Origin of the sequence: Arthrobacter sp. MYb214 (assembly GCF_002979865.1) — a bacterium.
Classification (GTDB): Bacteria; Actinomycetota; Actinomycetes; order Actinomycetales; family Micrococcaceae; genus Glutamicibacter.
Map to the genome: position 1 here is coordinate 610,125 of NZ_PCPZ01000002.1, position 25,931 is coordinate 636,055.

The following is a 25,931-nucleotide window of genomic DNA, read 5'->3' on the forward strand; positions in this document are numbered from 1 at the left end:
TCGCATCACTTGAATTTCTTGAGGAGACAAAGTCATGGCAACCGTCGCACTTGACTCAAATCAGACCCAGGCACCACTGAAGATCCGCATCAACCGTCGCGGATGGGCCGTGCTTGTGGGTATGCCCATTTTCGCACTCACCATCGCCGCAGCTTTCTTCATCTCCATGTTTGCCTCTGACGCGCATGCCGCAGCTGATACTCCTGTTGGAGTCGGAACCGTTGATGTCACCGTTATTCCAGGGGATACGCTGTGGAGCCTGGCCCGGGATTACGCCACCGGTTACGACGTGACCTCGGCAGTGGGCCACATCGCCGAACTCAATGCCCTGACCGGCAGTGAAATCCAGGTTGGCGAAACCTTGTCGATTCCGGTCCTTGCCGGCTAGCTTCCCCAGCCTGCTTCGAGTTTGTTACCTGTGGCCGTAGCGGATTCACCGGCAGGCGCGCTGCGCACGTAGACTTGATGCGTGAATGACCGCAGTGAACTTTTGAGTCAGCTGCCCTTGCGTGAGAATCTCCGCGGGCTATCCCCTTATGGCGCACCACAAATTGACGTGCCCATCCAGCTGAACGTCAACGAGAACACCCATCCGTTGCCACCGACAGTCGTCGATGCCATTGCACAAGAGGTGGCCAAGGCGGCGGCAACGTTGAACCGGTATCCGGACCGCGAGTTCACCGAGCTTCGCGAACTCCTAGCCGATTACCTCGGCCACTCGCTCACCAAGGACAATATCTGGGCCGCTAACGGTTCCAATGAAATCCTGCAGCAAATCCTGCAAGCCTTTGGCGGCCCCGGCCGTGCCGTGATGAGCTTCGGCCCAACCTACTCCATGTACCCGCTGCTTGCCAGTGGTACTGACACGAAATATATCGCCGGTGAACGCGCCGCAGATTTCACGTTGTCCGCCGATTCCGCAGCCGCACAGGTTCGCGAGCACAAGCCGAACATCGTTTTCCTCTGCTCTCCGAATAACCCCACCGGCACGGCCCTTGGCCTGGACGTCATCACCGCGGTATATGAAGCCATGAGCGAGCATAACGGCATGGTGATCGTGGATGAGGCGTACGCCGAGTTCTCCTTGGCCAGCACCACCTCGGCGCTGAGCCTGCTCGAAGGCCGCCAGCGGCTGATTGTCTCGCGCACCATGTCCAAGGCTTTCGGCCTGGCCGGTGCGCGCGTAGGCTACCTGGCCGCTGCGCCAGAAGTCACCGATGCCATCCGCTTGGTGCGACTGCCGTACCACCTGTCGGCAGTGACCCAGGCAACCGCCATCGCGGCCTTGAAGAACATCGAGTTGCTGTTGGCCCAGGTCGAGGACATCAAGTCCCAGCGGGACCGCATCGTCGCGCGCCTGAAGGAACTTGGCCTCAAGCCATCGGTCTCCGACTCCAACTTCGTCTTCTTCGGTGGCGTCGAAGACCCCCACAAGATTTGGGAAGGCCTGTTGGAAGCCGGCATCATCATCCGCGACAATGGAATCCCGGGAACCTTGCGTGTTACGGCAGGAACCGAATCGGAAACCACAGCCTTCTTGGAACGACTTGCCGAACTGCTCGGCTCGCAGAAGTAATCAAAGACAAGCGAAGGAAGACATGTCTGCCGAATTGATTGGCGCACGTCGCGCCCGCATGGAACGCGTGACCAGCGAATCGTCCGTATTCGTTGAACTGGACCTCGATGGCACCGGTGTCTCTGAGATCAGCACCTCGGTGCCGTTCTACGACCACATGCTGACTGCGCTATCCAAGCATTCGCTCATCGATCTCACCGTGCGTGCAACCGGCGATACCCACATCGACGTTCACCACACCGTCGAGGACACCGCGATCACCATTGGCGAAGTACTGCGCGTGGCACTGGGCAACAAGGCCGGCATCCGCCGTTTCGGCACCTCCTACGCTCCACTGGACGAAGCCCTGTCCCGTTCGGTAGTCGATGTGTCGGGCCGGCCATACCTCGTGCACTCCGGCGAGCCTGCGGGCCAGGAATACCACCTGATCGGTGGTCACTTCACCGGTTCGATGACCCGTCACGTCTTCGAAGCCATCACTTTCCACGCACAGATCTGTGCTCACATCGAGGTGCTCTCGGGTCGCGACCCGCACCACATCGTTGAAGCGCAGTTCAAGTCCTTCGCGCGCGCATTGCGCGAAGCGGTAGAGCGCGATGAGCGCATGGGCGACAAGATCCCATCCACGAAGGGTGCACTGTAAGTGGAAAAGAAAACAGTAGTTGTCCTGGATTATGGTTCCGGCAACGTCCGCTCCGCTGTGCGCGCTTTGGAAGCCGCCGGCGCCGAAGTGGAACTGACCGCAGATCCGAAGAAGATCGTGGCCGCCGACGGCCTGGTAGTCCCCGGTGTTGGCGCCTACGCCTCGGTCATGGAGCAGCTGGCCAAAACCGGTTCCCTGCGCTGGATCGGTCGCCGCATTGCCGGGGGCCTGCCGGTTTTGGGTATCTGCGTGGGACACCAGGTCTTCTTTGAAGAAGGCGTGGAACACGGTGTGAAAACCGAAGGCATTGGCGAATGGCCGGGCAAGGTTGAACGCCTGCAGTCAGATGTCATCCCGCACATGGGCTGGAACACGGTACGCCCGCCGGAGGGATCCAAGCTGTTCGCCGGCATCGAGGGTGAACGATTCTACTTCGTGCACTCCTACGCTGTTCAGAAGTGGGAATTCGACGTAACGCAGCCAGCGATGACCCCGCCACAGGTGACCTGGTCGACGCACGGAACGCCCTTCGTGGCCGCCGTCGAGAACGGCCCGCTATCGGCAGTGCAGTTCCACCCGGAGAAGTCCGGGGACGCTGGCGCGCAGCTGCTTCGCAATTGGTTGGGGACGCTCTAGGCATGTGGACCCTTATTCTGGGCGTTGTCGGGGCCTTCCTGATTGGCGGAGCCATTTCGCTGAAGAGCCAGAAGGCCCATATCTCATGGATCATCGCGCTGTGGGTACTTGCAGGCCTGAGCCTGATCGCAGCCTGGTCCTTGACCTACTAATCACACTACTTCTTCACTAAGGACATCATGAGCGAGCAACCAATCCTCGAACTTTTGCCTGCAGTAGATATCGCTGGCGGACAGGCAGTGCGCCTGGTCCAGGGCGAAGCCGGTTCCGAGACCGGATACGGCGACCCGCTGGAAGCTGCGCTCTCCTGGCAGAATGCCGGCGCTGAATGGCTGCACCTGGTCGACCTGGACGCAGCCTTTGACCGTGGCAGCAATGTTGAGATTGTCCAGCGCATTGCCAAGGAACTGGATATCAAGGTCGAGCTCTCCGGCGGTATCCGCGATGACGCTTCACTTGACCGGGCCCTGGAATTCGGTGCTACCCGCGTCAACCTCGGAACCGCCGCGCTGGAGAACCCGGAATGGACCAAGCAGGCCATTGCCCGCCACGGCGACAAGATCGCCGTGGGCATGGACGTGCGCGGAACCACCTTGTCCGGCCACGGCTGGACCAAGGACGGAGGCGACCTGTGGGATGTTCTGGCCCGCCTCGAAGATGCCGGATGCGCCCGTTACGTCGTCACCGACGTGACCAAGGACGGCACCCTGCGCGGACCGAACGTTGAACTATTGCGCGAAATCGCTGCCAAGACCAGCAAGCCGATTGTCGCCTCGGGCGGCATCTCCTCGCTCGAAGACCTCCGGGTCTTGCGCGAGCTGGTTCGAGAAGGCATCGAAGGAGCCATCATGGGCAAGGCGCTGTACTCGGGCCAATTCACCTTGCAAGAAGCGCTCGATGTAGCAGGGCGCCGCTAGGCCCCATGCTGCAGCAGGGAAAGACGATTCAGGAGCTCGCGCTTTTGAATCGTCTTTTTTTATTCGTGAAAGCGGATCCCGGTCTTTCCCTCCTCGGGCCCGCGACTGCGCGCAGGTGCTGGGAAAGAAATCTGAAATCATCGGATAGGGGTGTCCAAGCTCATGACTGCAGTTTTGAAACTTCCCTCCAACAACCCCGAAACCACCGATAGCATGGAGCTATGAGTACCGAGCAACCTGAATCTGCACCCAAACGCCACCTGCCGGGACATATTGTCGCTGCACTGGCGCAGGCAGGCTCTAGCACCGACTCTGCCGGTCAGGACTGGGAAGGCCGGGACCTGAGCGGTGAAGGCAACCCCCTGCATAATTTCGACAAGGACGACGGCAAGGCCGACGCCAACGTCGTTGCCGCACTGGCGGCCTTGCGCGATGGCAGCGCAGGGGAGGGCGAGGTGCATAAATCCTTGTCCGAGGCACGCGTTTTCGTTGCGGTGGTAGCCCAGCTCGGCGAAGAAGCCATGACGGAACACGGCTTCGCATCCGACAAGGAAGCCGATATGGCGCTGGTGAAAATCAAGGCTCCAGATGGCCGCATGGCCCTGCCGATCTTCACGACCGTCGAACGATTGCAGGCTTGGCACAAGGAAGCTCGACCAGTGGCGGTTTACGCCCCGCGGGCGGCCCTCTCGGCAGTCAGCGAGGAATGCCAGCTGCTGGTACTCGATCCCGGAAGCGAATTCACCTTCGTGCTTCGACGACCGGGGGTCTGGAACCTGGCCAAGCAGATCGACTGGATTCCGAGTTATCAGAACCAGCGGATCGCCAACCTGGTGCAGGATGCAACCGAAGGCTTTGGCCAGTTGCAGACCGTCAAGGTTGCCCCGGGCAGGGGAGTCGGCTCACGCAGCAAGGACGGGAAAGTGGTCCTTGGCGGAGGTCCCGGACCGGAACTGAACTTGCAGTTTGTTTTTGTTCCCGGAACGAGCGAGAACGACGCTCGCGAGACGACTCGCGCAATCCACGGACGTTTGTCCCAAAACACCGAATTCGCTGAAGCAGTGGATTCCCTCGAACTCAGTTTGCACAGCGCGCCGAACTAAACCGGCGGGCTCCTTTCGACCAGACAAGGAACTTTCCGGGCATGAAAAGCTATTGGCAGATTTTGCGTCAACCGCAGATCTCACTTTTGTTGCTGATTGGCATGATTGCCCGACTTCCGCACTCCGCATTGAGCATGCTGCTGCTCCTGCATCTGGTGAACAACCTCGGCCAATCCTGGGTTTCGGCCGGTCTGGTCACGGCCGTCATGACCTTGGGCATCGCCATTGGCGCCCCGTGGCGCGGTGCCCGCGTAGATGTCTGGGGATTGCGCCGCGCGATGATCCCATCGGTGATCGTCGAAACACTCGTCTGGTGCACGGTGCCGCATGTTCCACTGGTCTGGGTGTACCCGCTGGCCTTCATCGGCGGACTCTTCGCGCTACCGGTCTTCTCCGTGGTGCGTACCGCGCTGGGCATCATGACCACCGGCGAACAGCGCCGTACCGCCTTCGCCTTGGATGCAACCGCCACCGAACTGGTGTTCATCGTCGGACCTGCAAGCGCCGGTATTGTCGCCACCCAGATCAGCAGCGTCATTGGATTGAGCGTCATCGGCGTGACCTCGACGGTTGCCGGGTTGGCGCTGATGATCCTGAATCCGCCAACGCGCAGCGATGATCCCAAGGCGATCGCCTCGCGGGCCAACGTGCACGAGGAACGCTTGGGGGCGGAGGCCAGCTTCATTGCGGCCGCGCCGATGGGTGTACCCGAAGTCGAGGGCGAGCTGATCGCAGCCGGCATGAAGTCTGCCCGCGCCCGCATCAAGCAGCGTGGTCGCAACTTCAAGAACCGTTTCAACTGGGTCAGCGCTTCGGTCCTGGCAGTATTCATTGCCGCGGCCGGAGCAGGCATGCTGCTCACCGGCACAGAAGTGGCCATCGTGGCCGAATTGGATGCGTCGGCGCAGAGCCACCAGCTGGGTCTGGTGTTCTTCTTCTGGTGCGGAGCTTCGCTGGTCGGCGGCCTGATCTACGGGTCGATGAAGCGGGTTATTTCTCCACTGGTGCTGCTGCTGAGCATGGCCGTGCTGACGATCCCCATGTACTTCGCGTGGGATACCTGGTCATTGGCGCTGTTCTCCGCACTCCCCGGCTTCCTGTGCGCGCCGACGCTGTCGGCGGCCTCTGAGTGGCTCACCGACTTGGTGGCCGAAAAGCGTCGCGGCGAAGCCATGGGCTGGTATGGCTCTGCGATGACCGCTGGCACCGCGTTGGGATCGCCGATCACCGGCATATTCGTCGACAACCTCGGACCCGCCCCGGCCTTCCTTGGCATCGGCGCCATGGCTGCAGTGGTCGTGGTGATTGCCTTGATTGCGCAGCAGATCCGCCGCCGCGTTCGCCGCGCCCGCCGCCGTCGCCTGGAAACGATCGCCTAGGCTCTTGGAGTCGCCCTGAGCCGCGAGTACATGTACATGTCCCTGCGTGCGGTGCCCACCTGTTCCCAGCTGCGCAGCAAGCCTTCACGCTGGAAGCCGCACGCTTCAGCGGCCCGCCACGACCCCTCGTTCCACGGCTCCACGTAGAGTTCGATCCGGTCGATTCCCGGATGCTCCAATGCCCAGGCGCCGAGCGCAGCCAACGCGTGCTTGGCAATGCCGCGCCTGCGGTGCTCCGGTGCGATCCAATACCCGATGCTGGCCCTGCCGTGGTCGGCATTGCGCAGCCACAAGCCGATTTGCCCAACGGCACGATCCGTGGCCGTTTCGGCTATGGCAAATGAATACCCGCTGCCCTCGGCCACCCGGCGGTGCTGGCGCTCGATGAATGCCGCATAGCCGGCTTCAGTTCCTTGCGCCGGGACCGTGGTGATTTGCGTAATGTAGGGGTCCGTGGAGGCCTGCCTCACGGCAGGAATGTCGCTGGGCTGGAAGGGGCGGAGCCGGAAAGCGCCGGCGTCGATCACTGGTTGTTCGAGCATCTGCATGATTCCAACCTAGCTTGGTGATCCGAACAACAATGGACCCGTTTCCCTGGGGAAACGAGTCCATGATGTTAATCTCTTAAAATTCAGCCAATATTACTTAGTTGACCGGTCCGGTGAACTTCTCGCCCGGGCCCTTGCCTGGTGCATCCGGGATGATTGAAGCTTCGCGGAAGGCCAGCTGCAGGCTGCGCAGGCCGTCACGCAAAGGCGCTGCGTGCTGCGAGCCGATCTCAGGCGCACCGGCGGTGACTAGGCCTGCCAGTGCGGTGATCAGCTTGCGGGCCTCATCGAGATCCTTCAGCTCATTGGCATCTTCGCCCTCTGCAAGTCCGCACTTGACTGCTGCTGCACTCATCAGGTGGACGGCGGCCGTGGTGATGATTTCAACGGCTGCAACTTCTGCGATATCGCGCACCTGCTGGTCGACAGCGTGCTGGTGCGAGTTGGTGTCTTCGTTAGTCATACTGCTAAGCTTGTCACAGACCGACTCGATGCCGGTACTTCTCGCAGTTCTCCAGCTAGCACTGGATGTGGGATTCGTACTAGTATTGAGCCATGCAAGTGGAGGCCAACTCCCACCCGCTGTCGCCGTTTCCAGGCTTCCGGGTATTTCGGCAGGATTGCAGCAATGCATTCCCCAAGCGCTTACGCAGGAGCAATCCCGTGTTCGGCTTTGTCGTTCTTTTTGGCCTTCGCCTGCAATCGCAGACGGGGGCCTTCTTTGTTTGCGGTCATGGATTACGAATTTCAGGAGTGACACATCAGCGATCCACGCATTAATGAGCGCATTCGCGTGCCAGAGGTACGTCTCGTCGGCCCTAATGGCGAGCAGGTAGGCATCGTCCGTATCGAGGACGCGCTTCGTCTTGCTCTCGAGTCCGATCTGGACTTGGTCGAGGTGGCACCCAGCGCCAAGCCTCCAGTGTGCAAATTGATGGATTTCGGCAAGTACAAGTACGAAGCCGCTGTCAAGGCTCGCGAAGCTCGTAAGAACCAGACCAACACGGTCTTGAAGGAAGTCCGCTTCCGCCTGAAGATCGACACCCACGACTACGAGACCAAGGTCGGCCACGCACTGCGCTTCCTGGGCGCCGGCGACAAGGTCAAGGCCATGATCCAGTTCCGTGGTCGTGAGCAGCAGCGTCCAGAGATGGGCATTCGCTTGCTTGAAAAGTTTGCAGCAGACGTCGCCGAAGTTGGAATCATTGAGTCCAGCCCGCGCATCGATGGCCGAAACATGGTCATGGTTGTTGGTCCGCTGAAGAACAAGGCAGAGGCTCGCCGCGAACAGCAGCAGAAGTCGGGTGGCCGCAGCGCGGCCAAGCGCAAGATCCGCACCGACGCTCCGGCTGAGACCGAGGGCCAGAATGTCGCAGCTTCCATGGATGATGAAGCCCGCGCCAAGTTGGAGCAGGCACGTCAGGCAGCTGAAGGCGACGCCTAGCCAAGCCTGTTGGGCTTTCGAGCCCGTCACCGTTCACGGTGAAGGATCTTCTTCCGGGAAGGTCCAACTACAAGAGAACAACAGCGGTCACCTTTATCGGGGCCCGCTTCGGATGATCCCCACCCGGTGCTTTACCGGGTGGAGCACGTAAGGAGAACGGCAGCTATGCCGAAGTTCAAGACTCACAGTGGCGCCAAGAAGCGCTTCAAGCTCACCGGTAGCGGTAAGCTCGCTCGCCAGCAGGCCAACCGTCGCCACTACCTGGAGCACAAGTCCTCGCGCGTTACCCGTCGCCTGGCTTCTGACCAGATCGTCGCTAAGGCCGATGTAAAGACCATCAAGCGGATGCTGGGCCTCTAAGCTCTCCCTTTCGCAATACGGGGAAGCAATACCCCACCACCCATAGATTTCACCCATCCCGCAAAATCGCGGGCACTGGGGAACTGACTTGAAGGAGTACACACGTGGCACGTGTGAAGCGGGCAGTAAACGCCCACAAGAAGCGTCGCGTCGTTCTGGAACGCGCAAAGGGTTACCGCGGTCAGCGTTCGCGCCTGTACCGTAAGGCCAAGGAGCAGCTGCTCCACTCGTTCGTTTACAGCTTCAACGACCGCCGTAAGCGCAAGGGCGACTTCCGCCGCCTGTGGATCCAGCGCATCAACGCTGCATCCCGCGCCAACGGCATGACCTACAACCGTCTGATCCAGGGCCTGAAGGCTGCTCAGATCGAGGTTGACCGTCGTATGCTCGCAGAGCTGGCTGTTTCGGACTCGAACGCTTTCGCTACCCTGGTAAAGCTTGCCAAGGATGCACTTCCAGCTGACGTCAACGCCCCAAAGGCTGCCGCTGCTGAGGTTGCTGCACCTAAGGCTGCCAAGGCTCCAAAGGCTGCTGCCAAGTCCGTCGAGGGCGAAGGCGTAGTCAAGGCCGTTGAAGGCGAAGACGCACCTGAGGGCTTCATCATCAAGGGCAACGCCGGCTCGAACAAGTACCACGTTCCAGGCTCGACCTGGTACGACCAGACCGAAGCCGAGTTCTGGTTCAACTCCATCGAAGCTGCCAAGGCTGCAGGCTTCGAACCAGCTGGCGGCGAATCCCGTCAGCAGATGAAGTAAATCTCTTCTCCCTTTGAGCTGAGGCTCAGGTAGGACAGATCACACCGAAGGGTGGGTCCCGCGCACAGCGCGGACCCGCCCTTTGCGTGTTTCTACCGGTATTCTCGAGACATGAGCAGTTTTCCTCCAGAAGTGATGTCCAATCCACGCGCCGAACGAGTCAAGGCCATCGCGCGTCTGGCCAAGAGCAAGGGGCGCGAAGCCACCGGCGAATACCTCGTTGAGGGCCCGCAGGCGGTACGCGAAGCACTCAAGGCCCATCTGGAGGACGACAACCTGGTCCAGGGCGTCTATGTTGTCGGCGGCTTTCTGGAGAGCCACGAAGAATTCGTGCAGCTGCTCGATAGCGCCAAGGTTCCAACCCGCATCGTCACCGGCGAAGTGCTGCACGCCATGGCTGACACCCAGACCCCGCAGGGCATCCTTGCCGTGGTCGCCATGTCCCAGCCGCAGCTGAGCGAGGTGCTGGACACCAAGCCGAAGCTGATCGCCGTGCTCTGCCGCATCCAGGACCCGGGCAATGCCGGCACCATCCTGCGTGCCGCCGATGCCGCCGGAGCCGATGCGGTGATCCTGACCAAGGGCAGCGTGGATATCTACAACCCGAAGGCCGTGCGCTCCACCGCCGGCTCGCTGTTCCACGTACCGGTGCTGAACAACATCGAATTCGACCACCTGGTCGCCGCCGCGAAGACCACCGGAAGCCAGATCCTGGCCGCCGACGGCTATGCTGCCCACAACCTGGACACCCTGCAGGATGCCGCCGTGCTGCGTGCAAGCCAGCCAGGCACCGAAGCGCCAGAAGCACAGCCGGTGCTGGAAGCGCCAACCCTGTGGCTGTTCGGCAATGAAGGCCAGGGGCTGGAGGAGCGCGAGAAGGACGCCGCCGACTACCGCGTGGCCGTGCCGCTCTACGGTGTTGCCGAATCCCTGAACGTGGGTACCGCATCCACCGTCTGCCTGTACGCTTCGGCCCGCGCCCAGCGCTCAGCGAATCGGAGCGCACTGGACTCCCATGGCAGCTGAACTCAAGCAAATTGTTGCCGTGGCCATCGTCGATGACCTGGCCCGGCCCACCAGGCTGCTTGCCGCGCGCCGCAACCGCCCTCAAGCCCTTGCCGGGCTCTGGGAATTCCCCGGTGGAAAAGTCGAACCCGGCGAGAGCGAAGTCCAGGCCGTGCACCGCGAGCTGCGCGAGGAACTCGGGGTGCAGATGCGTCTTGGCGCGCCCATCCCAGGCCCGCATCCCCAAGGGTGGCAGCTGAACGAGAAGGCTGCCATGCGCATGTGGTTCGCCCAGATCACCGAGGGCGAGCCAGCGACCCTGGACGGGCATGACCAGCTGGCCTGGCTGGAACTCGATGACTCGCTGTCCGCCGTCGTCCCGTGGATTCCGGCCGATGCGCCGATCGTGGCGGCATGCCTGGCCCAGGCACGTGCCGGGGCGCAGCACTAAACACCCGTAAGCTTATTACCGCGCCAACTTCTGGCACTGTGCCTATAGCCGATATTTTGAGGAGCACTTTTCGTGAAGCGATTTATGAGCGTTATCGCTCTGGCCTTCGCCGCCGTCCTAGCACTTTCTGGTTGCGTCAACATGAACGCAGAAGTCAACGTCTTGGGCAAAGACAAGGTCGCCGGGGCCATGCAGTTGACCCTGCACAAGTCGACGCTCAATGGCGTCAGCTTTGAAGAAGTCCTCGAGAGCCAGATCGACATCGAAATGATGGAACAGCAGCTGGGGGACCAGTGGAGCTACAGCAACATCGATGATGGCGAAAACGTCGGCCTGCGCTTTGAAACCACCAGCCCGATGACCTACGTCCAGCTGGCTGACGCATTCCGCGTCTTCGGCTTCGAAATCAGCCTGGGCGATGACGGGAAGGAATACTCCTTCTCGATGCCGGGCGACAAAGCCACCGTGGATTCTTCCTTCACCGAAGCGAACCTGCACGTCACCTTCCCCGGCGCAGTCACCTCGCACACCCCGGGTACCGTCGAGCACCACACCGTCACCTTCGACATGATCAAGGGCGCCGCCGCCTACCAGGCTACCGCCAAGGTTGACCACACCATGTTCTACTCCGCAGTATTCGGCGGGGCGCTGCTGGTTTTGACCTTCGTCTTCGTTGCCGCTTTCGCGCCAAAGGGTGCCAAGGAATCGCATTAATGAGCAGCAATCCTGCTTCAAGGTAAGAAGCTTCACGCCAAGGGCCCGTCATCGGTGAAACGATCACGGGCCCTTAGCCATAGAATGGAAGCAAAGTGTTCTACGCGTAAGTACAAGATAAGAGTAAGGATCGATCGATCCCATGTCTGATCAGACAACTGAACAAGCTCCTGTCGGGGAGTCCAATGTTCCGCACCCAACCGATGAAGCCGGCATCCAGGGCGCGGTCGACGCCGCCCTGGCAGCCATCCAGGCCGCTGGCGACCTGAACGAGCTGAAGGAAGCGCGCCTGGCCCACACCGGCGAGAAGTCCGCGCTGTCCCTGGCCAACCGCCAGATCGGCAAGCTGGACAAGACCCAGAAGGCTGTTGCCGGCAAGCTCGTCGGCGGTGCCCGCGGACGGGTCAACAAGGCCCTGGCTGCCCGCACCACCGTGCTCGAAGAAGCCGAAGCCGCCCGCATCCTGGTCGAAGAAACCGTGGATGTCACCGCCGCCGCCCGCCGCCGCAGCGTTGGCGCCCGCCACCCGCTCTCGGTCCTGCAGGACCGTGTATCCGACATCTTCGTCGGCATGGGCTGGGAAATCGCCGAGGGCCCGGAAGTCGAATCCGAATGGTTCAACTTCGACGCGCTGAACTTCAAGCCGGACCATCCTGCCCGCGAAATGCAGGACACCTTCTTCGTGGAGCCTGCCGACGCGCACCTGGTGCTGCGTACCCACACCTCCCCGGTGCAGGTCCGCTCGATGCTCGAGCGCGATGTGCCGGTCTACGTGCTGTGCCCTGGGCGCACCTTCCGCACCGATGAGCTCGATGCCACCCACACCCCGGTTTTCCACCAGTTCGAAGGCCTGGCCGTGGACAAGGGCCTGACCATGGCCGACCTGCGCGGCACCCTGGAGCACTTCGCCCGGCAGATGTTCGGCGCCGAAGCGCAGATCCGCCTGCGCCCTGCCTACTTCCCGTTCACCGAGCCATCGGCAGAGCTGGACATCTGGCACCCAGGTGCCAAGGGCGGACCGCGCTGGATCGAGTGGGGCGGCTGCGGCATGATCAACCCGAACGTGCTGCGCGCAGCTGGCATTGATCCCGAAGAGTACTCCGGCTTCGCCTTCGGCATGGGCATCGAGCGCACGCTCATGTTCCGCAACGATGTCCCAGACATGCACGACATGATCGAGGGCGACATCCGTTTCAGCCAGCACTTCGGGATGGAGATCTAAGCAATGCGTATTCCACTATCTTGGCTGCGCGAGTACGCGCAGGTACCAGCCGACGCATCGGCTGAAGACGTCATGGCAGACCTGGTCAAGGTCGGCCTCGAAGAAGAAGATGTCCACCGTCCAAGCGATGAGCTCTCGGGCCCCATCGTGGTCGGCCAGGTGATTTCCCTGGAAAAGGAAGTTGCCTCCAATGGCAAGACCATCAACTGGTGCCAGGTTCGCGTGGTTCCAAAAGGCGCCGAGCAGACCCTGACCGGCAAGGGCATCGACCCCTCGGGCGTGCAGGGGATCGTGTGCGGTGCGCACAACTTCGTGGAAGGCGACAAGGTCGTTGTCACCCTGCCCGGCGCCGTGCTGCCAGGGGACTTCAAGATCTCGCCGCGCAAGACCTATGGCCACACCTCGGCGGGCATGATCGCTTCCTCCCGCGAGCTGGGCATCGGCGAAGACCACGACGGCATCATGGTCCTGTCCAAGCTGGGCCTGGACCCGGAACTGGGCACCGACGTCTTCGAGCTCTTCGGCCTGGATGACCAGGCGGCGGAGATCAACGTGACCCCGGACCGCGGCTACTGCTTCTCGATCCGCGGCGTAGCGCGCGAATACGCGCTGGCCACCGGCACCTCCTTCACCGATCCCGCATCGATCGTGACCGTTTCGGAAGCCACCGAAGCCGGCCATGAGGTAGTGCTCCGCGACGAAGCGCCGATCTACGGCGTACCGGGCTGCACCCGCTTCGTGACCCGCGAGGTCACCGGCATCAACCCGAGCCTCCCGACCCCGCGCTGGATGGCTTCGCGCCTGCAGCTGGCCGGCATGCGCTCGATCTCGCTGGTAGTCGATATCTCCAACTACGTCATGCTGGAACTCGGCGCGCCACTGCACTTCTACGATGCTGACAAGCTGGCCGGTGCGATTACCGTGCGCCGCGCCAACGCCGGCGAAAAGCTGGTGACCTTGGATGCCAAGGAACGCGAGCTGTCGGTCGAGGACCTGCTGATCACCGATGAGTCCGGCGCCATTGGCATTGCCGGCGTCATGGGCGGCGCGGCCACCGAGGTCTCGGATTCGACCAGCCGCGTGCTGATCGAAGCCGCTCACTTCGACACCGTGTCCATCGGCCGTTCGCGCCGTCGCCACAAGCTGCCTTCCGAAGCCTCCAAGCGCTTCGAGCGTGGCGTGGACCCACGCATCATGCAGATCGCGGCCCAGCGTGCCGTGGACCTGCTGGTGCAGCTGGCCGGCGGCACCGAAACCACCAAGGCCACCGACGCGGGCCAGATTCCTGCCGACACCCAGATCCAGCTGCCGGCAGGTTTCGCGGGAGCCCTGATCGGCGTGGACTACACCGATGAGCAGACCATCACCGCGCTGGAAGGCATCGGCGCGAGCGTTGAGCAGAACGCCGAGGGCTTCCTGGTCACCGCACCAAGCTGGCGCCCGGATTTGGACATCAAGGAAGACCTGGTCGAGGAAGTAGCCCGCGTAGTCGGCTATGACAAGATCCCGGCGACCTTGCCTGTGGCCCCTCCGGGCCGTGGCCTGACCCGCGCCCAGTCCCAGCGCCGCCGCCTGCTGCAGGGCTTGGCAGATGCAGGGCTGACCGAGGTCTTGAACTACCCGTTCGTTTCCGAAGCGCAGAACAGCACCTTTGGTGCTGCGCAAGCCGGTACCGAGGTCAAGGCCATTTCGCTGGCCAACCCGATTTCCAAGGAATTCCGCTTCCTGCGCACCTCGCTGCTGCCGGGCTTGCTGGAAACCGCTCGCCGCAACATCGGCCGTGGCTTCCGCGACCTGGCGCTGTATGAAGGAGGCCTCGTCTTCCTGCCAGGTACGCAGCTGGGCTCCTCGGTTCTGCCTCCGCTGGGAGAAAAGCCAAGCGATGAGGTCCTGGCCGAGCTGCTCAACGGCGTCCCTAACCAGCCATGGCACCTGGCCGCGGTTCTCACCGGCCGCGAAGCATCGGCTGCGGCCGGCTTCGCACCGCGTGCCTGGGACTGGGCCGACGCGCTGGATGCGGCGCACTGCGCGGCAGATGTCCTCGGCGTTGAGCTTGAGGTTGCCCAGGGCAGCCACCAGGCCTTCCACCCGGGCCGTGTTGCAGTACTGAAGGTTTCCGGGCAGGTCGTTGGCTACGCCGGTGAACTGCACCCGCAGCTGCTCAAGGACCAGGACCTGCCAGCACGTACCGTGGCCATGGAACTGAATGCTGCCGCACTGATGGCTGCTGCACCTGCAGTGGTTGTGGCCCAGCAGCACCTGTCCGCCCAGCCGCTGGCTACCCAGGACGTGGCCTTAGTTGTCGACCAGGACGTCGTGGCTGGCGATGTGCTTGCCGCCCTTCGCGAAGGCGCCGGTGAACTGCTCGAAGACATCGCGCTGTTCGACGTGTACCAGGGCCAGGGCATCGAAGACGGCAAGAAGTCGTTGGCCTTCGGCCTGAGGTTCCGTGCCGCCGACCGCACCCTGACCGCCGACGAGGCGTCCGAGGCTCGTGCCGCGGCGGTGGCTGCGGCTACCGAGAAGTTCGGCGCTTCCCAGCGCTAGGCTTTTGGCCTGCCAGATGCCCTGCTGCTCTCCTGATGATCGGAAAGCGGCAGGGCATTTTGCTTTGTCGCCATGCCCGGTTGGACAGGTTGAGGACTACACTTGATCTGGGATATCCCGACAATGCGACTAGATGAGGGAAGAGGCTTGAAGTGAAGGGATTGCGTTCATGCGGTGCTGTGCTGCTGGTGTTCTTCCTCGGGATCCTGGCCGTTGCCGTCCTCATCGCGGCAGGCTGGGCAGCGGTGCTGTTTATCCAGCGTGGCGCCGGAACCCACCTCGAAGAACCGGCGACCCCGAGCGCTACGGTAGAGGAAGAAGCACCCGATAGGCTCCGCCCATCGAAAACCTACACGCCCTAGCTGGCTGGCGGCACCGGTACAGTGGGAAGAACCCGTGTCAGCGTTATGAGCCCAGGGCCTTCCTTCGCCTGCGCGATGAACCCGTAACGGGCAAGCACTTTCAGCGAGGCGATATTCGAGGCATCGGCACGAGCGATAAATGCGCTTCGACCGGTTTCCTGCAATTGCGCGAGCCCTTCGCTGACTATTGCCTTCGCCAAGCCTTGGCCCCAGCATTCCGGGGCGATCCAATAGCCGATTTCGGTGGCATGCCTGCGTTCGGTAGCGGTGAAAAGTCCAACCGGAGAATTCTGGCGGCGCGCGATAAACCAGGAGATCTCCGGACTGCTCAGGGCATGTTCCACGCGTTGCGCGGTGTGCTCCGCGCTCCAGGTGCTTCCGTCGCCGATATGGGCCATGACGCGTTCGTCTGCAGCCAGGCGCGCAACGAAATCTGCATCCGCCTCGGTCATTGGCGTTAGCAGCAGTGAAGGACCCATGGGTTCAGCCTATGCGGGAACGAAGCGCGCGCAAACTTGTTTCATTGGCCGTAGTTCTTCTACGAGTCCTTCGGGATGGAAGCCGACTTCACCGGGGACTTTCCGCAATGCCCCGGATTCAGCCTGGACTTGCGCCCGCGGCAGTAGCTTCAAAACAAAAGCAGGGAACGGCGAAAGCTCGCCGTTCCCTGCTGAAATTCAAATACTTTACTTGGCTGCGCCAGCGGTAACTGGTGGCAGATCCGACCATGGGAAGGTAATCCACTTGTCGGTGCGGCGCCATTCGTAATCCGGGACCATGATGGTGCGCGGCTTGGTGTACAGGCAGACGGTCTTGACCTCGGCGCCCCAGGCGGACACCAGATCGACAACCTTTTCAAGGGTGCGGCCGGAGTCGGAGACATCGTCAACGATCAGGATCTTCTTGTCGCGCAGGTGGCCATCGTCCAGCATTGGAGGAAGAACCACTGGCTCCGGCAGGACGGTGCCGATGCCGGTGTAGAACTCCACGTTCAGCGCACCGCAGGCCTTGACGCCCAGAGCGTAGGAAATCGAGCCGGCCAGCAGCAGGCCGCCTCGTGCTACTGCCAGAACGATGTCCGGCTCGAAGCCGTCGTCGACAATGGTCTGTGCCAGTTCGCGGGAAGCTTCACCGAAGGTGTCCCAGGTGAGGATCTCGCGCTCTGGTTCTGAAAGGACGGATGCCCCGGAATCGTCAATGCTAGTCATTCTGCAATTTTAGCCCCGAATTTGGTGTGGTGCTGTCCAGTTCAAACCAATCGATCATTTTTTCCTCCCGTGCCCGGAGGATTCCCATCCGTTGATTAGGCATGAATAGGCATGCAATGCACCTGCTTGAGGAATCCATCACTTTTCGGCGAATCCCGGTTGGAACAAGCGCGTTGCGGCCCCAAAGCGCCGAAAGCCGTCTTAAGGATGATCGATGCCACACCCCGGCTCGCTAGGATAGGAGAAAGGCCATCAGCCGGAGATAACCCGGAACTCGAAAGAAGGAGACGCATCGTGGGCCCACGAACCCGGAGCATTCGAATAGCCGGTACCGCAGCGGCACTTTCCTTGGGGCTGGCTGGCGCCCTGCCTGCCGCGCAAGCTGCCACCGGTGTGCAGGTCGTGGCCGGGCAGAACCTGGAATCGGTCACCATCGAGGATTCCACCGGCAAGCTCAATGAGCAGCGGCTGCGTGACGCACTGGACGAGCTCGATTTCAACGAGCCCACGGATGTGGCAATCTACGCCCGCAACGGAGAATACTCCGATGACATCAACACCAAGACGCTGGAATACGCCAAGTCATCCCATCCGGAATGGATATCAGGAAAGCCCGAAGACTACGGCGACTACTGGGCCGACGGCCTGTTCATCATCACCTTGTCCATCGAAGGAGAAGGAGATGGACAGATCGGCACGTACTTCGGCGAAGACCGCAAGGTCTCAGAGAGCTCCATGGAGAGCATCCACGAAGCCGGCTACGACGACTTCAATCTATCCCGGTGGACCGACGGCGTCATTGCGGTAGCCGATCAGGCGGCCGTGATCATGAATCGGCCCTGGTACCAGCACCCGGCCTTGTGGATATCCACGGGCGTCGGAGGCCTCGTGGCTGCCATTATCGGCGGCGTCGCACTGCACACTCGGTCAACGCGTCGGAAAACTTTCGCGGAAGAACTGCATCAGGGGACCTTGCACCTGACCAACGTCACGATGGATCTGGAAGAAACCGAATTGGCGGCTCGTACGCTGCCGTCGGCTTCAGGGCATGCAGCCGAGCTGGAGCAGCGCTTCACCAAGTTCATGGCCAAATACCGTGCTTGTTTTGCAGCGCAGCAGGCACTGGAAGACTCGGGCAAGAAGGAGCGGTCCGGCTCCGAAGGCGTTCGCTTCGCCAAGGAGTTCCGGGAAACAGCGCAGTCCCTGGACCTGACCGATGACGCCATCATCGCCGCGGCGGCGCTTTATACCCGTTCAGCATCCTGGGAAGAGGCGTGGCATGCCCAGACCGAGCCGCTAGAAGAGGACCTCGACGAGATCAGGGAGTTGCTCAACGACGTAGAGCCGGAATTGATGGGCAGCGCGGCCGCCTTGGCTTCCTACCGGGAAATGGCAACCACGCAGCTCGGCGAACTGTCAGTGCAGCTGAAGGAAGAATCGATTACGGTGGATCAAGCGCTCGATGGATTATCGGAGTTGCGTGCCGAATTGACCGAAAAGCTGGATGTCTTCGCCCAAGCTCAAATCGAAGTGTATGCGGAAAGTGCCGAAGAGAAGGCCGACATGCAATCGGCATTGAAGAAATCCCGCTATGAATCCGGGGCATATGACGGCCGTTCCGGCACCATCCTGGACGTTTTGAATCCCGCATCGATGTATTGGCGCGTGGGTGGCTACCACCACGGATATTCCGCGGGCGTCAGCGCAGTGGCTGAGTCGCGTGAAGCAGCGAGCTCGTCGGGCGGAGTCTCCGGCGGATACTCTGGTGGCGGAAGCTTCTCCGGCGCTGGCGGATCTTCGCGCTTCTGATGGAAGGCAACGATATCTTCGCAGAGCTGCTGCCGTCTTCGGTACATGTGGTCCAGTCGCGTACCGAGCTGGAAGACGGCCGATCCTACGGGGAAGAAGAACGGTACATCGCCGAGGCGGTGCCTGAGCGGCAGCAGGAATTCCGTACTGTCCGTGTCTGCGCTCGCCGAGCGCTGGCACAACTGGGCTATGCGGGCGTTGCCTTGGTTCCAGATCAAAAACGGGCACCGATCTGGCCAGCTGGCGTGGTGGGGAGCATGACCCATTGCGCTGGCTTCCGTGCAGCGGCAGTAGCCTCCACCAGCGATATTCGCGGCCTTGGCATCGACGCCGAACTGCATGCTCCGCTGCCGGCAGAAATCCTCGACATCATCTTGCTTCCCGAAGAGCAGGTGATGGCCGCCGAGCTATCGGCGCACCATCCGGGCATCGCCTGGGACCGGCTGATTTTCAGCGCCAAGGAAAGCATCTTCAAGGCGTGGTTCCCACTGACCAGGCAGTGGCTGGATTTCCTGGAATGCGAGATTCGCGTCGATGCGCAGTCCCACCGTTTCCACGCCGGAATCCGGGCTACGGGACCGGTTGCCGCGCAGCATGCTCTCGCATCGATGAGCGGTCGCTGGATCGCCGAAGGACCGCGCGGCCAAGGGCTGCTGGGGACCTGCGTCATCGTTCCCTAGCAGCGGTGCACCGGGAACGGATCTAGAATTCTTCGCCGTGGGTAATCACCTTGGCCGCGCGGCCCACGATTTTCGGATCGGGGGAGCCTACCAGGTGGTGGTCCTTGCCCTTGTACTCGAAAAGGTTCAGCACGTGGCGCATCGCCTGCAACCGGGCGCGCTTCTTGTCGTTGGACTTCACCACGGTCCACGGTGCATGCTCCGTATCGGTCTTGAGGAACATTTCCTTTTTGGCTTGGGTGTACTTTTCCCACTTATCCAGGGACTCGAGATCCATGGGCGAGAGCTTCCACTGGCGCACCGGATCGATGCGGCGGATGGTGAATCGGGTCAGCTGCTCGCTGGCGGACACCGAGAACCAGAACTTCACCAGGTCGATGCCCTCGTCGACGACCATCTTCTCGAAGGCGGGAGTCTGCTCCAGGAAGTGGTCCACCTGGGTTTCGGTGCAAAATCCCATCACGCGTTCGACGCCGGCACGGTTGTACCAGGAGCGGTCGAAGAGCACGATCTCGCCCGCCGAGGGGAAATGCTGCACATAGCGCTGGTAGTACCACTGGGTGGACTCGCGCTCGCTCGGCTTTTCCAAGGCCACCACGCGGGCGCCACGCGGGTTCAGGTGTTCGGTGAAACGCTTGATCGTGCCGCCTTTGCCGGCCGCATCGCGGCCTTCGAAAACGATCATGATCCGGCGGCCATGGGCTTTCGCCCATTTCTGCAGTTTCAGCAGCTCGATCTGCAGTGCCCGCTTTTCAGCCTCGTAGGTGGCGCGATCCAGTTTCTGGAAATACGGGTAGTTCTCCCGCCAAGTATCGACGATGCTTCCATCGGCGCGGACGAGCACCGGATCGTCATCGTCGTTATCGAGGACGGAATAGCCCTGGAAGGCTTCATCGAGCAGGGGGATCTCTACAGTCATGCAATGACCGTAGAGCCATCCGGTGAACAGCTTGTGAACAAATGCTGAACAAGACCAAGCCAGAGGGTTATTTGTGATGAAGGACAACAGCCCTGCGGACCTGGCCGGAACATCATGGCACCGTGCGCCGATCAGGCAGGGAAGGGCGGAAGCGCCTCGGAAAACAGCCATGCGTCCAGGATGTCCTGGATCTCTTCCGCCGGTGCGTAGTGGCCCAATAGGTCAGCGAATTCCTGCGTGCTCACCGTCGAATGCTGATGCGTGGCGGTCCATTGGCGAAGCATCGTGTAGAAGTCCGTTTCGCCCAGCCGCCGCATCAGCGCATACAGGGCCAGCGCTCCGCGCTTGTACACCCGGTCATCGAACATGTCCTGGGGCCCGGGGTCCCCGACCATGAAGTCCTGCGGCAAGCCTTCGAGCATGGCCCACGCGTGGCGGGCACGCTCGTCCAACGCCATCACCTGGGCTTCTTCGGAGTACACCCATTCGCTGAAGCAAGCGAAACCCTCGTTGAGCCAGATATCCTTCCAGCGCCCCGGAGTCAGGGAGTTGCCGAACCACTGGTGCGCGAACTCGTGGGCGATCAGGCGCTGGGCTTCCCACTGCAGCGACAAGTGGTTCTTGCCGAAGATGCTCAAGCCCTGGGCTTCGAGCGGGATCTCCAGTTCGTCATCGACCACGACGATCTTGTAGCTCTCGAACGGGTACGGGCCGAATTTCCGCTCGAACAGCTCGGCCATCGCCGTCTGCTTCGCGAACGCGCCGCGCACCGGCACCTCGGTTCCCGGAACCGAGTAGGCCACCAGGTGGCCGCCTTCATCGAAAGGAATCTGGCTATAACGGCCGATCTGCACGGTGGCGAGGTAGCTGGCCATCGGCTCACGCTGCTCGTAGACCCACGTCTCGCGGCTGGCCGAACGGCGATGGTCCACCAGCTGGCCATTGGCCACGACGCGGTAGCCGGCATCCGCCGAGATCTCGAAGCGGTAGCTGGACTTGTGGCTGGGGTGGTCGTTGCACGGGTACCAGGTCGAGGCGCCTACTGGCTGGCCGGAGACCAGGATGCCATCGGTGAGCTCTTCCCAGCCAAGCTCGCCCCACAGCCCGTTTTCTGCCTGCGGGCTGCCGGCATAGCGCAGGTTCAGCTCCACGCGCTCGCCGGCTTTCACCACTGCTGGCAGGGAAACGACCATCCGGTGGTGCTTCTTTGCCACCGGCACCTTGCGCCCCTGGCAGGTGGCCTTGATGATCTTCAATCCGCTGAGGTTCAACGCGACCTCATTGATATCCTCCAAGGCGCGGATGCGCAGCATGGCCCGGCCATCGAGCAGGTTGCTGGCGAGCTTGATGACCAACGACAGGTCATAGTGCTCCACCGTGTACGTCGGGGACCCATGGTGCTTGGTGTACTCATCGAGTATGCGGTGGGGCATCGGCGGGGAATCCTCAGGGTTGTTGGTCAGCCGGTTGCTCGGCTTTGGTCTCGGGTTCGATGTTCCAGCGTACCGCCGGATTACCGCGCCAGTAGGTATTTGCCGGAAGCACCTCGCCGCGCAGCACCAGGCTGGCTGGCCCGGTGGTGGTGCCTTCGGAGATCCGCGCGGCGGGCAGGATGACGCTGTGCGGGCCGAGCGTTGCCCCGGCGCCCAGGGACACCGCGTCGATGGACATGATCCGGTCGTGGAACAGGTGGGTTTGCAGGACACTGCCGCGGTTCACCGTGGCGTGGTCTTCCAATGTCACCAGGTCCGCTTCCGGGAACCAGTAGCTCTCGCACCACACGCCATGGCCGATCTTTGCCCCCTGCGCGCGCAGGAACCAGACCAAGGCCGGGGTGCCCGAAGCCAAGTGGGCGAACCATTGGGCGCAGACCAGCTCGGTGAAGGAATCCACCATTTCGGTGCGCCATATGAAGGAACTCCACAATGCGTGCTCGCCCGGGCGAATCACGCCAACCACCAGCCACTTGGCGGCGACCGCCACCAGGGCGGCGACTGCTCCGGCCAGGACCAGCACCGCGCCGGAAAGCAGGATCGCGACCAGCGGGTTGAAGTAGGCGGTCAAGGCGGACAGCGCCCAAAGCACGCCGCCGGCAATTCCGACCGTGGTGAACACCGCGAGGCCACGGGTCAGCTCCCACCCCGCCCGCATCGCCTTGAGCTTCAGGGTTGGGCGGTAGGTCAGATCCGATTCGCCTTCCACGGTGGTGCGGCGCAGCTTGTGCGGGGGCGAGCCGATCCACGAGGTGCCGGCCTTCATCTTCTTCGGCGTGGCCGACAGCACCGCGATTAGCGAGCGCTTGGGCACCCGGCGCCCGGCATGCAGGATGCCGGAGTTGCCCAGGAAGGCCTTCTTGCCCACGCGAACCGGGGCAATGTGCATCCAGCCGCCACCGAGCTCATAGGAAGCAACCATGGTGTCATCGGCCAGGAACGCACCCGAGGAAATGGTGGTCATCTTCGGAATCAGCAGCACCGTGGAGATCTCCACGTCGCGGCCCACCTTGGCACCGAGCAGGCGCAGCCAGATCGGGGTGAAGAGCGAGGCGTAGAGCGGGAAGAGCAGGTCGCGGGCGGTATCCAAGACGCGTTCGGTAGCCCAGGCCTGCCAGCCAACGCGGGAAGTGACCGGATGCCACCCCTCTGCCAGGCCGATGGAAAGCAGGCGGACAATAACGATGGTCAGCACCATGGTGGCCAGGAACCACACGGTGGCGCCCAGCAGCACGGCCGGAATGAACCGCCAGCCGATCCCGGCCAGCGATTGCGCGCTGCCAAGTACCGGGGCTATGGCCAGCAACGCGGCAATCACCGGAAGCCACTGTGCGAGGTTCAACGCCATGGAACCGATGCCGCCCAGAATACGGGGCAGCGCCTTGTGCTCCGGTTCCTGCGTTGGCCACTTCGGCTTGGCCTTGCCTTCGCGCTGCGCCGGCGAACCGGCATAGCGGGAATGGCTGCGGGCCTGGCCGTAGACCGCGGATCCGGCTTCAACGATGGTGTGCGCACCGATGGCTGCCCCGGGGGCCAAGGTGCTGCGGGCGCCGATGGAGGCGTGGGCGCCGATCTCAATGGTGCCCACGTGCAGCTTGTCCCCGTCGATCCAGTAGCCCGAGATATCCACCTCGGGCTCGATGGAGGCTCCGGGGCCGACTCGCAGCATGCCGGTGACCGGTGGCAGGGTGTGCATGGTCGCGGTGCGGTCGATCTGCGCACCGAGCATCCGCGCATACCAAGGCAGCAGCGGAGCGGACGCCAAGGACACCGGATCGACCACGTCGGCGATGTGCTGGGCCACCCAGAGGCGCAGGTGCACCGAACCCGAGCGGGGGTAGGTCCCCGGCTTCAAGCCGCGGAGCAAGAGCTTCGTGGCCGCGATGGACAGGCCCATGCGCCCTACCGGGGTCACGAAGACCAGCCAGAGGCCGGCAAGCACGTACCACGGGGTCGGCAGGTGCGCCTCGAAAACACCGAGGAACACCAGCAACAGGTGTCCGAGCATGAGGTAGGTGAACCAGCGCAGGCCCGAGAGGATGAACAGCGGCGCGGCGGCCAGGGACTGCGCCCATTGGGTTCCCCGCTGGGTGCGCTTGACCATGCGCGGCTGCGCCGGCGTCGCGGATTGCTGCTGGCTGCCGAGGTATTCGAGCAGTGCGCCAAAACGCGGGTAGTCGTAGAGCTGCGCGACGGTCAGGTCCGGGTAGCAGGCACGCAGTGCCGAAACCAGCTGGGCCGCGGCCAGCGACCCGCCACCGGAAGCGAAGAAATCGGCGTCCAGGCCGGCGGCCGAAGCGCCCAGCGCGCCGCGCCAAGCTTCGGCAAGGAACTGCCCGGTCTCATCGAGCTCGGGCAGGCCGGAGCCCTCGGCAGCCAGTTCGGCGCCCGGCAACGGCCACGGCAGCGCATTGCGGTCCACCTTGCCGCTGGTCTTCATCGGCAGGCTGCCCATCACCGCCAGGATCGGCACCATCGGCGCTGGCAGGTCGGCAAGCAAGCGGGTGCGCGCTGCCCCCAGATCGTAGTTTTCCGCTGCCTGCAGGTAGCCGACCAGGACCTTGTTGCCGGTGGCGGTCTCGCGTACCGCTACCGCCGCGGAAGAAACTTCGGGAAGGGAGTTGAGCGCGGCGTCGATTTCGCCCAGCTCGATACGCCGACCGCCGATCTTCACCTGGTCATCCACGCGGCCGATGAAGATCAGCCCCAGCGGGTCATTGATGACCATATCGCCCGAGCGGTAGGCGCGCTCCCAGCCCAAGGTGGGCATCGGCGCGTACTTCTCGGCATCCTTTTCCGGATCCAGGTAGCGGGCCAGTCCCACGCCGCCGATGATCAGCTCCCCGGATTCCCCTTCGGCGACCGGGATCCCCTCGGTATCAACCACCGCCAGATCCCAACCGTCCAGCGGCAGGCCGATGCGTACCGGCACGCTGCCGTCCATGGTGGCGCCGCAGGCTACCACGGTCGCTTCGGTCGGTCCGTAGGTGTTCCAGACTTCGCGGCCTTCGGTGGCTAGCCGCCCGGCCAGTTCCGGCGGGCAGGCCTCGCCGCCGAAAATCAGCAGGCGCACCGAGTCCAGGGCCTGCGCTGGCCACAGCGCCGCCAGGGTGGGCACGGTGGAAACGGCGGTAATGGAACGGGAAATCAGCCACGGGCCCAGGTCCATGCCGCTGCGCACCAGGGCGCGCGGGGCCGGGACCAGACAGGAGCCGTTGCGCCAGGCGATCCACATTTCCTCGCAGGAGGCATCGAAGGCGACCGACAGTCCGGCGAGCACCCGGTCGGTGGTGTTCAGCGGATCGCCGGGCAGGAACATCTTCGCTTCGGCATCCACGAAGGCCGCTGCCGAACGGTGGGTGACCGCGACGCCCTTGGGCTTGCCGGTGGAACCGGAAGTGAAGATGATCCATGCGTCATCTTCCAGTCCAGGCATTCGCGGGTTCGCAAAGGGCTTGGGGCGCTGGCTATCGGCCACGACGGTATCGCGTCCCTTGATGATGCCCGCGACTTCGGCCTCGGTGAACACGGTCTTGGCGCGCTCGTCGGGGTCATCGGCATCGACCGGGACATAGGCGGCCCCAACCCACATGATCGCGAGGATCCATTCATACAGGTGCCGGGTGCCCGATTCAACGCGCACGCCGATGCGGTCGCCGGCGCCCAGGCCCTGGGCATGCAGCCGCCGGGCCTTGTTCTTGACCTCTTCGAGCAGCTCCGCGTAGCTCTCTACGCGTTCGCCGTCGTCAATGGCCGGCGCATCGGGATGAGCCTGGGCGGTGGCCTGCAGGATGTCCATGAGGGTGCGCGCAGCCGGCGCCAGGGTTCCGGAGGGGAACTGGGGTGGATGGATTGGTGCATCCGGCGCTGGAGTTCGTTCGTTGTCCATGCTGATCGGATCCGTCCCTTCACTATGAGTGCAAGATGGGTCGCTGGGGGAGAGCGTCCCAGAAGTGAAGTGGATCCTGGAGGGGTGGAACGCAAGGGTTCCAGTCACCATTAAAGCGTGTTACGGGTTAAGAGCGGAAAAATCTGATTGAAGTGTCATGCATCTCTCAACTGTTGCGGACCGGCGGCAGCAACGAGCGCGCGGTGAATGCCGGCATCGCCCCGGTGCTCTCGGGGCAGATGCCGGCATGCCCAGCCTGCGGATGCCCGGC

26 protein-coding genes are annotated in these 25,931 nt (G+C 62.6%); 19 read left to right on the forward strand and 7 right to left on the reverse strand.

The window, feature by feature from the left end:
• Positions 1-34 precede the first annotated feature (34 nt).
• From CQ012_RS08550 to CQ012_RS08580, 8 genes are all read left to right on the forward strand, one after another.
• Positions 35-388: a LysM peptidoglycan-binding domain-containing protein gene (locus CQ012_RS08550; RefSeq protein ID WP_105658156.1), complete on the forward strand. Its 354-nt coding sequence runs from the start codon at positions 35-37 to the stop codon at positions 386-388.
• An 81-nt stretch (positions 389-469) separates the two neighbouring features.
• Positions 470-1,576: a histidinol-phosphate transaminase gene (locus tag CQ012_RS08555; RefSeq protein WP_105661883.1), complete on the forward strand. Its 1,107-nt coding sequence runs from the start codon at positions 470-472 to the stop codon at positions 1,574-1,576.
• Positions 1,577-1,598: 22 nt separating this feature from the next.
• Positions 1,599-2,219: an imidazoleglycerol-phosphate dehydratase HisB gene (hisB, locus tag CQ012_RS08560; protein ID WP_013348471.1), complete on the forward strand. Its 621-nt coding sequence runs from the start codon at positions 1,599-1,601 to the stop codon at positions 2,217-2,219.
• Positions 2,220-2,855 (forward strand): imidazole glycerol phosphate synthase subunit HisH, encoded by a 636-nt coding sequence (gene hisH, locus CQ012_RS08565; RefSeq protein WP_105658154.1) that lies wholly within the window; start codon positions 2,220-2,222, stop codon positions 2,853-2,855.
• A 2-nt stretch (positions 2,856-2,857) separates the two neighbouring features.
• Positions 2,858-3,007 carry a CG2302 family histidine operon protein gene (locus CQ012_RS17585; protein WP_166650645.1) on the forward strand — a complete coding sequence of 50 codons (150 nt, stop codon included), beginning with the start codon at positions 2,858-2,860 and terminating at the stop codon, positions 3,005-3,007.
• A gap of 27 nt (positions 3,008-3,034) precedes the next feature.
• Positions 3,035-3,772 (forward strand): bifunctional 1-(5-phosphoribosyl)-5-((5-phosphoribosylamino)methylideneamino)imidazole-4-carboxamide isomerase/phosphoribosylanthranilate isomerase PriA, encoded by a 738-nt coding sequence (priA, locus tag CQ012_RS08570; protein WP_105661884.1) that lies wholly within the window; start codon positions 3,035-3,037, stop codon positions 3,770-3,772.
• A gap of 221 nt (positions 3,773-3,993) precedes the next feature.
• Positions 3,994-4,875, forward strand: coding sequence for an SseB family protein (locus tag CQ012_RS08575; RefSeq protein ID WP_105661885.1), 882 nt, complete (start codon positions 3,994-3,996; stop codon positions 4,873-4,875).
• Positions 4,876-4,916: 41 nt separating this feature from the next.
• Complete coding sequence (locus tag CQ012_RS08580; RefSeq protein ID WP_105658151.1) at positions 4,917-6,254, forward strand: MFS transporter; 1,338 nt, start codon at positions 4,917-4,919, stop codon at positions 6,252-6,254.
• On the opposite strand, the gene CQ012_RS08585 is transcribed toward CQ012_RS08580, so the two are convergent.
• Together CQ012_RS08585 and CQ012_RS08590 are read right to left on the reverse strand one after the other, a co-directional pair.
• Positions 6,251-6,796 (reverse strand): GNAT family N-acetyltransferase, encoded by a 546-nt coding sequence (locus CQ012_RS08585; protein ID WP_286134609.1) that lies wholly within the window; start codon positions 6,794-6,796, stop codon positions 6,251-6,253. The genes CQ012_RS08580 and CQ012_RS08585 overlap by 4 nt on opposite strands.
• 103 nt (positions 6,797-6,899) lie before the next feature.
• A complete protein-coding gene (locus tag CQ012_RS08590) occupies positions 6,900-7,265 on the reverse strand; it encodes a DUF1844 domain-containing protein (protein WP_013348478.1) in 366 nt (121 codons plus the stop codon).
• 330 nt (positions 7,266-7,595) lie between these two features.
• Between CQ012_RS08590 and infC the strand changes: the two genes are divergently transcribed.
• The 9 genes from infC to CQ012_RS08635 all read left to right on the forward strand — a co-directional run bounded on the left by infC (position 7,596) and on the right by CQ012_RS08635 (position 15,662).
• Positions 7,596-8,246, forward strand: coding sequence for a translation initiation factor IF-3 (gene infC, locus CQ012_RS08595; protein WP_388023856.1), 651 nt, complete (start codon positions 7,596-7,598; stop codon positions 8,244-8,246).
• A gap of 165 nt (positions 8,247-8,411) precedes the next feature.
• Positions 8,412-8,606, forward strand: coding sequence for a 50S ribosomal protein L35 (gene rpmI / locus CQ012_RS08600; RefSeq protein WP_013348480.1), 195 nt, complete (start codon positions 8,412-8,414; stop codon positions 8,604-8,606).
• A 104-nt stretch (positions 8,607-8,710) separates the two neighbouring features.
• Positions 8,711-9,361, forward strand: a complete 651-nt coding sequence (gene rplT, locus CQ012_RS08605; protein ID WP_105658148.1) for a 50S ribosomal protein L20, sunset domain variant — start codon at positions 8,711-8,713, stop codon at positions 9,359-9,361.
• Between the two features lie 111 nt (positions 9,362-9,472).
• A complete protein-coding gene (locus CQ012_RS08610; RefSeq protein ID WP_105661887.1) occupies positions 9,473-10,387 on the forward strand; it encodes a TrmH family RNA methyltransferase in 915 nt (304 codons plus the stop codon).
• The gene (locus CQ012_RS08615; protein WP_105658146.1) at positions 10,377-10,817 is read left to right on the forward strand and encodes a (deoxy)nucleoside triphosphate pyrophosphohydrolase; all 441 of its coding nucleotides are present in this window, start codon (positions 10,377-10,379) and stop codon (positions 10,815-10,817) included. The genes CQ012_RS08610 and CQ012_RS08615 overlap by 11 nt, the downstream gene beginning before the upstream one ends.
• A 72-nt stretch (positions 10,818-10,889) precedes the next feature.
• Positions 10,890-11,531, forward strand: coding sequence for an LppM family (lipo)protein (locus CQ012_RS08620; RefSeq protein ID WP_146112933.1), 642 nt, complete (start codon positions 10,890-10,892; stop codon positions 11,529-11,531).
• A gap of 142 nt (positions 11,532-11,673) precedes the next feature.
• Positions 11,674-12,753 carry a phenylalanine--tRNA ligase subunit alpha gene (gene pheS, locus CQ012_RS08625; protein ID WP_105661889.1) on the forward strand — a complete coding sequence of 360 codons (1,080 nt, stop codon included), beginning with the start codon at positions 11,674-11,676 and terminating at the stop codon, positions 12,751-12,753.
• 3 nt (positions 12,754-12,756) lie between these two features.
• Positions 12,757-15,300: a phenylalanine--tRNA ligase subunit beta gene (gene pheT, locus CQ012_RS08630; protein WP_105661890.1), complete on the forward strand. Its 2,544-nt coding sequence runs from the start codon at positions 12,757-12,759 to the stop codon at positions 15,298-15,300.
• A 152-nt stretch (positions 15,301-15,452) separates the two neighbouring features.
• Entirely contained in the window at positions 15,453-15,662 is a 210-nt protein-coding gene (locus CQ012_RS08635; RefSeq protein ID WP_146112934.1) for a hypothetical protein, read from the forward strand.
• Here the strand turns inward: CQ012_RS08635 and CQ012_RS08640 are convergent.
• Together CQ012_RS08640 and CQ012_RS08645 are read right to left on the reverse strand one after the other, a co-directional pair.
• Entirely contained in the window at positions 15,659-16,141 is a 483-nt protein-coding gene (locus CQ012_RS08640; RefSeq protein ID WP_105661892.1) for a GNAT family N-acetyltransferase, read from the reverse strand. The two genes, CQ012_RS08635 and CQ012_RS08640, sit on opposite strands and share 4 nt — an antisense overlap.
• Before the next feature lie 207 nt (positions 16,142-16,348).
• The gene (locus CQ012_RS08645; protein ID WP_105658140.1) at positions 16,349-16,870 is read right to left on the reverse strand and encodes a phosphoribosyltransferase; all 522 of its coding nucleotides are present in this window, start codon (positions 16,868-16,870) and stop codon (positions 16,349-16,351) included.
• 294 nt (positions 16,871-17,164) lie between these two features.
• Between CQ012_RS08645 and CQ012_RS08650 the strand changes: the two genes are divergently transcribed.
• Positions 17,165-18,679, forward strand: a complete 1,515-nt coding sequence (locus CQ012_RS08650; RefSeq protein ID WP_181149038.1) for a DUF5129 domain-containing protein — start codon at positions 17,165-17,167, stop codon at positions 18,677-18,679.
• Positions 18,679-19,359 (forward strand): 4'-phosphopantetheinyl transferase family protein, encoded by a 681-nt coding sequence (locus tag CQ012_RS08655; RefSeq protein ID WP_105658138.1) that lies wholly within the window; start codon positions 18,679-18,681, stop codon positions 19,357-19,359. The genes CQ012_RS08650 and CQ012_RS08655 overlap by 1 nt, the downstream gene beginning before the upstream one ends.
• 22 nt (positions 19,360-19,381) lie before the next feature.
• On the opposite strand, the gene ppk2 is transcribed toward CQ012_RS08655, so the two are convergent.
• From ppk2 to CQ012_RS08670, 3 genes are all read right to left on the reverse strand, one after another.
• Positions 19,382-20,278 carry a polyphosphate kinase 2 gene (gene ppk2 / locus CQ012_RS08660; protein WP_105658137.1) on the reverse strand — a complete coding sequence of 299 codons (897 nt, stop codon included), beginning with the start codon at positions 20,276-20,278 and terminating at the stop codon, positions 19,382-19,384.
• Positions 20,279-20,409: 131 nt separating this feature from the next.
• Positions 20,410-21,711: a M1 family metallopeptidase gene (locus CQ012_RS08665; protein WP_105661894.1), complete on the reverse strand. Its 1,302-nt coding sequence runs from the start codon at positions 21,709-21,711 to the stop codon at positions 20,410-20,412.
• A gap of 13 nt (positions 21,712-21,724) precedes the next feature.
• Complete coding sequence (locus CQ012_RS08670; protein ID WP_105658135.1) at positions 21,725-25,660, reverse strand: Pls/PosA family non-ribosomal peptide synthetase; 3,936 nt, start codon at positions 25,658-25,660, stop codon at positions 21,725-21,727.
• Between the last annotated feature and the right edge of the window lie 271 nt (positions 25,661-25,931).